Annotated in this window: 7 protein-coding genes; 4 read left to right on the top strand and 3 right to left on the bottom strand. The window is 74.4% G+C overall.

Annotated features, from left to right (window positions below; all coding sequences use genetic code 11):
* The first annotated feature begins 104 nt into the window (after window positions 1-104).
* Together yidC and ABZT03_RS20545 are read left to right on the top strand one after the other, a co-directional pair.
* Window positions 105-830 (top strand): membrane protein insertase YidC, encoded by a 726-nt coding sequence (gene yidC / locus ABZT03_RS20540; protein ID WP_356041276.1) that lies wholly within the window; start codon window positions 105-107, stop codon window positions 828-830.
* 126 nt (window positions 831-956) lie between these two features.
* Window positions 957-1814, top strand: coding sequence for a fumarylacetoacetate hydrolase family protein (locus tag ABZT03_RS20545; RefSeq protein ID WP_356041278.1), 858 nt, complete (start codon window positions 957-959; stop codon window positions 1812-1814).
* Window positions 1815-1996: 182 nt separating this feature from the next.
* Here ABZT03_RS20545 and ABZT03_RS20550 read toward each other — a convergent pair whose 3' ends face one another.
* Window positions 1997-2512, bottom strand: coding sequence for a heme-degrading domain-containing protein (locus ABZT03_RS20550; protein ID WP_356041279.1), 516 nt, complete (start codon window positions 2510-2512; stop codon window positions 1997-1999).
* The gene (locus ABZT03_RS20555; RefSeq protein ID WP_356041281.1) at window positions 2509-3627 is read right to left on the bottom strand and encodes a Gfo/Idh/MocA family oxidoreductase; all 1119 of its coding nucleotides are present in this window, start codon (window positions 3625-3627) and stop codon (window positions 2509-2511) included. The genes ABZT03_RS20550 and ABZT03_RS20555 overlap by 4 nt, the downstream gene beginning before the upstream one ends.
* A gap of 56 nt (window positions 3628-3683) precedes the next feature.
* Here ABZT03_RS20555 and ABZT03_RS20560 point away from each other — a divergent pair, with 56 nt between their 5' ends.
* Entirely contained in the window at window positions 3684-4967 is a 1284-nt protein-coding gene (locus ABZT03_RS20560; RefSeq protein WP_356041283.1) for an ROK family protein, read from the top strand.
* A 238-nt stretch (window positions 4968-5205) separates the two neighbouring features.
* On the opposite strand, the gene ABZT03_RS20565 is transcribed toward ABZT03_RS20560, so the two are convergent.
* Complete coding sequence (locus ABZT03_RS20565; protein ID WP_356041285.1) at window positions 5206-5367, bottom strand: hypothetical protein; 162 nt, start codon at window positions 5365-5367, stop codon at window positions 5206-5208.
* 6 nt (window positions 5368-5373) lie between these two features.
* On the opposite strand from ABZT03_RS20565, the gene ABZT03_RS20570 reads away from it, so the two are divergent.
* On the top strand, window positions 5374-6264 hold the full coding sequence (locus tag ABZT03_RS20570) for a hypothetical protein (RefSeq protein ID WP_356041286.1): 891 nt from the start codon (window positions 5374-5376) through the stop codon (window positions 6262-6264).
* Window positions 6265-6384: the final 120 nt, after the last annotated feature.

Consider the following 6384-nt stretch of genomic DNA (forward strand, 5'->3'; position numbering starts at 1 on the left):
GCCCTCACCTGAGTACGAGACCGTGATCCGTGCCCCGCGCGGGTGGGTCGTCATGCCGCCATCCGCTACTCCCCGGCACGACGAGACCCCCGGAGGGCTCACCCATGTCCGTTTTCGCCGATCTGGTCGACCGCCTGGCCGACCTGCTCCAGCCCCTCTTCGGGGCGGGCGCGGCCGCTGCCGCGATCATCCTGTTCACCGCGCTCGTACGACTGCTCGTGCACCCCCTTTCGCGGGCCGCCGCGCGCGGGCAGAAGGCCCGTACCGCGCTCCAGCCGAGGATCGCCGAACTGCGCGGGAAGCACCGGAAGGATCCCGAGAAGCTGCGGAAGGCCGTGCTCGAACTGCACGCCGAGGAACGGGTGTCGCCGCTGTCCGGCACCCTGCCCGGGCTGCTCCAGGTGCCCGCGTTCTTCCTGCTGTACCACCTGTTCTCCAGCACCACGATCGACGGGCGGCCCAACGCGCTCCTCGGCCACCGGCTGTTCGCCGCGCCCCTCGGTGACCGGTGGGCGGACGCCCTGAGCGCCGGCGGGCCGTTCGGGGACGCGGGCCTGGTGTACCTCGGCGTCTTCACCGTCGTCGCGGCCGTCGCCGCCTTCAACTACCGCCGTACGCGGCGGACGACGGCCGCGAGCCCGGTGGCGCGGGTCGCGGAGGGGGCGAGCGAGGGGGAGCGCGTGCCCGGGCTCGGCGCTGTCACCCGGGTCCTGCCGTTCATGTCCTTCCTCACCCTCGTCACCGTCGCGGTCATGCCGCTGGCCGCCGCGCTGTACGTGGTCACCAGCACGACGTGGAGCGCCGTGGAGCGTGCGGTGCTGTACCGCTGAGCCGCCGGTTACGGTCCAGTACGCGAACAGGGTCTTGCGGAGCGGACGGGCGCCTTGGAGGATCGACCAGTCCTCCGATGGCTGCACCCGTCGGCGGGGCGTCAGCGATCGAGGGAGATTCTGATCATGAAGCTGCTGCGTGTCGGTACGGCGGGAGCGGAGCGGCCCGCGCTGCTCGACGCCGAGGGAACCCTGCGGGACCTGTCCGGTCTCGTCCCGGACATCGACGGACCGCTCCTCGCCGACGAGGCCGCACTCGGCCGGATCCGGACCGCCGCCGACGCCGGGGACCTGCCCGCGCTGGAGGACGGCGGACTGCGCGTCGGGCCGCCGCTGGCCCGGATCGGCAAGATCGTGTGCATCGGGCTGAACTACCACGACCACGCCCGCGAGACGGGGGCCGAGCCGCCCGGCGAACCGGTGATCTTCTTCAAGGCCGCGGACACGGTGGTCGGACCGCACGACACGGTGCTCGTGCCCCGGGGGTCGGTGAAGACCGACTGGGAGGTCGAACTCGCGGTCGTCATCGGCCGTACGGCCCGCTACCTCGGGTCGGCGGAGGAGGCGCTCGGGCATGTCGCCGGGTACGCCGTCGCGCACGACGTGTCCGAGCGGGAGTTCCAGATCGAGCGCGGCGGAACGTGGGACAAGGGGAAGAACTGCGAGACGTTCAACCCGCTCGGGCCGTGGCTGGTGACGGCTGACGAGGTTCCCGACCCGCAGGACCTGTCCCTGAGGCTGTGGGTCAACGGGGAGCTGAAGCAGGACGGGACGACGGCCGAGCAGATCTTTCCCGTGGGGGAAGTCGTGCGGTACGTCAGCCAGTTCATGACCCTGTACCCGGGGGACGTCATCAACACCGGGACGCCGGCGGGGGTTGCTCTCGGGCAGCCCGAGCCGAAGCCGTTTCTTCGGGCGGGGGATGTGGTGGAGCTGGAGATCGGGGGGTTGGGGAGGCAGCGGCAGGTGTTCAAGTCGGCGTAGCGCTCCGCGGGGGCGGGGGCGGGGGCGGGTGCGGGTGCGTTGTGGGTTTCGCGCAGTTCCCCGCGCCCCTGTCGGTGGGTGGGGGTGCTGTGTGGGGGTGGGTGCCGGCTCGTTGTGGTGTTCGCGCAGTTCCCCGCGCCCCCAGGGGGGCGAGACCGTCGCATCCCCCCGGGGGCTGCCGCCTACCGGTCCTGGTCCGGGTTCAGGTACTGGTCCAGTGCCTCCACCACGAACCGGTGGTCCTGGAGCTGCGGCAGGCCGCTCACCGTCACCGCGCCGATCACACCCACGCCCTCCACGGTGATCGGGAAGGAGCCGCCGTGAGCCGCGTACATGCCCGGGTCGAGGCGGGACGCCTCCTCGAACGTCGTGCCCTTGGCGCGGAAGCGCGCGCCCACCAGGTACGACGCCGCGCCGTACCGCTCGACCACCCGCCGCTTGCGGGCGATCCAGTCGTCGTTGTCCCGGGTCGAGCCCGGCAGCGCCGCGTGGAACAGCTGCTGGCCCGCGCGGTGGATGTCGACGGCGACCGGAGCCTGCCGCTCCCGGGCCAGCTCGACCAGCAGGGAACCCAGCGCCCAGGCGTCGTCGGGAGTGAACTGGCGGAACACCAGGCGGCGTTCCTGTGCCTCCAGCTCCTCGACGCTCGGGGTGATCTCGGGCTGGAACCTCGGGGTGACCCCCTGGTGGTGCGTCACAGTGTCACCGTCACCTTGTCGTCGGCCGAGCGGCGGGCCGCCTCCAGTACGTCGAGAGCGGCGGCCGCCTCCAGCGCGGTCACCGGGTTCTCGCCGGTGCCGCGGAGAGCGGCGGCCACCGCCGCGTAGTACGCGGGGTAGTCGCCGGGAAGAGTCGGCTCGGGGCGGCCGCCGCCGGTCGGCGGGGACTCCCCGGCACCGACACGGCCCCACAGCGACTCGGGCTCCAGACCCCAGTCCGCCGTCCCACCCGGACGCTCACCCTCGCGCAGGGCCGCCTCCTGCGGGTCGAGGCCGTATTTCACGTAGCCCGCCCGAGAGCCCAGCACCCGGAAGCGCGGGCCGAGTTGGGGCGTGGTCGCGGACACGTACAGGTGGGAGCGCACCCCGCTCGCGTGCGTGAGCGCGATGAACGTGTCGTCGTCCGCCCGCGCGCCCGGGCGGCGGATGTCCGACTCGGCGTACACGGCGGTCACGGGGCCGAACAGCACCAGAGCCTGGTCGACGACGTGGCTGCCGAGGTCGTACAGCAGACCTCCGATCTCTGCCGGGTCGCCGGACTCCCGCCAGCCGCCCTTCGGCTCCGGCCGCCACCGCTCGAAACGGGACTCGAAGCGCGACACGTCACCCAGGGCGCCCTCCGCGAGGAGCTTGCGCAGGGTCAGGAAGTCGTTGTCCCAGCGGCGGTTCTGGAAGACGGACAGCAGCAGGCCGCGCTCCTCGGCGAGCGCCGCGAGGTCCCGCGCCTCGGCCGCCGTACCGGCGATCGGCTTGTCCACGACCACGGACACGCCGGCCTTCAGCGCGGCGGTCGCGAGCGAGACGTGGGTCTTGTTCGGGGACGCGACGACGATCAGGTCCAGCTCGCCGGCGCGGCCGAGCAGCTCGTCCGGGCCGGCGGCGAGGCGGACGTCGGGGAACTCGGCGCGTGCCTGCGCCTGCCGCTCGGGGTTCGAGGTGACCACCGTGTCCAGGATGAGGCCCTCGGTGGCGGCGATCAGCGGGGCGTGGAACACGGAGCCTGCGAGACCGTAGCCGACGAGGCCCACGCGGAGGAGGGCGCCGGACGCGTCGGACGTGTCGGCCGTACCTGTCGTATCTGTCGCACCTGTCATGCCGTCCACTTTGGCAACGCTGTTGCCAAAGTGCAAGCGCGAGGGACAATGCGGGGGTGAACAGCACACGAGGTGGACCGGCCGGCGCGAACCTGGACGCCGTGCGCAGCCACAACACCGCGCTGGTGCTCGACCTGCTGCGCACGGCCGGCGGGGAGGGCATCAGCCGGCTCGAACTCGCGGAACGCACCGGGCTCACCCCGCAGGCCGTCAGTAAGATCACCGCCCGGCTGCGGGAGGACGGCCTCGCCGCGGAAGCGGGGCGCCGCGCCTCCACGGGCGGCAAGCCGCGCACGGTCCTGCGGCTGGTGCCGGAGGCGGGGCACGCCATCGGGCTGCACCTCGACCGGGACGAGTCGACGGTCGTGCTGTGCGACCTGACCGGCGCGGTGGTCGCCGAACGCCGGTCACCGCTCGATTTCGGAGCGGGCGCGGGCGCGGTGATCGACCAGGCGGTCCGCGAGGCGGAGGCGCTGCCGGGCAGCCGCGCGGCCTCCGTCCTCGGCCTCGGCGTCGCCCTCCCCGGCCCCCTCGACCACACCCACGGCGTCCTGCACCGCGTCACAGGCTTCCCCGAGTGGGACGGCTTCCCCCTGCGTGACGCCCTGACCCGACGGCTCGGCCTGCCGGTCGTGATCGACAAGGACACCAACGCGGCGGCACTACGACTGGCGGTGGGCGGCGAGGGACGGGCGGTCGGGGGGCGGGAGGGCGAAGCGCGCGGGGAGCGGGCCGGGGAGCGGGAGGGGGAGTCGGCTTGGGCTCCCGGCGGGGAGCCTCGCCAGGGTGAGGAGCGCCAGGGTGAGGAGCGCCAGGGTGAGGAGCGCCAGGGCGCGGGGCCTCAGAGGGACGGGCGGGGTGGGGAGAGCGGTGGCTCCTTCGCCTATCTGCACCTCGGGACTGGGCTCGGCGCCGGGCTCGTGATCGGCGGGGCCGTGCACCGGGGCGCGAGGACAGGCGCGGGGGAGTTCGGACACCAGGTCATCCAGCTGGACGGGCCGCCCTGCGGATGCGGGAACCGCGGCTGTGTCGAGGCCCTGTGCCTGGCCGCGGTCGCCCGGGGCGAGACCGCCGAGGCGGCCCGCGTGCTCGGGACGGGCGCCGCGAACCTCGTCGGACTGCTCGACATCGACCTCGTCCTGCTCGGCGGCCGCACCGTCGCCGGGGACCCGCGGACGTTCGTACGCGGAGTCGCCGCCGTCCTGGACGCTCACGCCCGCCGCGAGGGTGGCGACGGACAGGCGGTACCGGTCCGCATCGCGCCCGGCGGCCCCCGCGCAGTCGCCGAGGGCGCGGCCCACCTCCTCCTCGCCCCACTGTTCGGCCGCGCCGACGCGTGAAGGGTCGGCGGGGGCCGGCGCCTCATGATGCCGGTACCAGCGGGTGGCGGCGGGCCAGCACCCGCCTCGGGCGTCGGCGGGCCGGCACTCGCCTCGGGCGTCGGCGGGCCGGCACTCGCCCCGGGCGTCGCCGCGCCGGCACCCAGGGGGTCGCGCCAGCCCGATGCCCCGTGGGCCGAGGGAGGCCCGCACCTGTGCGGCGCGTCAGCCCGGCGCCCGTGAGGCAGCGCCCGCCCCCTCACGCGACGGCGAGGGCGACACCGTTCAGCGGCAGCGGCAGCGGTAACAGCAACAGCAGCAGCAGCAACAGCAACAGCAACCCGCTTCCGCTGATCGGGCGGACTTCCGGCCGCGGCCGGAGCGGCGGCGCGCTTCCGTCCGTTCCGCCCGGCATGGTCATGTGTTCATGCGACTGTCTACGCCCACGTCCCTCTGCCTGGCAGCAGCCGCCGCGCTTCTCCCCGCAGCAGTCCCGGCCTCTCCGGCCCACGCGCGGGCGGACCCGGACTGTGCCGCCTCCGGCGAAGGGGCCTTCCCGCTCGTCAGCCGTATCCACGGCGGCCCGCACTCCTACGCGGCCGGCGGCGGCTACGGAACTTGGTACCTCGACCTCACCAACAGCACCGCCCGCCCCTGCACCGGCATTCACCCGGTCGTCGTCCTCGTCGACAGGGAGCGCGCCCTCAAGCCCGGGCAGCCCCGGCTGGAGTTCTACGCGGGCGCCCACCCGCACCCGGTCCGTTTCGTGGCGACCGACGAGGCCGAGCTGGTCGGGGCCTTCGACGGGTTCAGCGGCTTCACGGTGGCCCCGCGCCGTACCGTCACCGTCAAGCTCCGGCTCGCGCTCACCTCGGACGCGGTGCCCAACCAGGTCACCCTGAACGCGGCCGTCGTACAACGGCACGAGGACGACGATGACGGGGACTGGGTCGGCCAGTCGAACGACTACCACTTCGGCATCGACTCCGACCCCGCCCTCGACCCCACCACCCCGAGCCCCGCCGACTCCGCGTCGGCCTCGGCCCCCGCCCCTGACCCGCGGTCGGACGCGCAGCCGCGCCCCGAGACGACCGGCACCGCCACCCGCACACCCCCGCCCACAGCCACCGCTCCGGCCACCACCACCCTCCCCAGCGCCCCCGCCACCACCACCCTCCCCAGCGCCCCCGCCACCCGCCTTCCTTTCGCCGAGGAACTCGCCCGCACCGGGCTCGGCCCGGCGACCGCCGCCGCGGCGGCCACGCTTCTTCTCGTCGCCGGGGGTGGTGCCCTGATGCTGGCCCGCAGACGACGCTGAGGCCGGCGGACCGAGCGGATCCGCCGGGTCGGGCGGGCGCACCCGACCCGGCGCCGCCCGCCCACGCGTGCGGTCCCGGACCCGGCGCCGCCCGCCCACGCGTGCGGCCCCGGACCCGGC

The sequence above is a fragment of the Streptomyces sp. NPDC005574 genome, from assembly GCF_040605435.1.
In the GTDB taxonomy this organism is placed as follows: Bacteria; Actinomycetota; Actinomycetes; order Streptomycetales; family Streptomycetaceae; genus Streptomyces.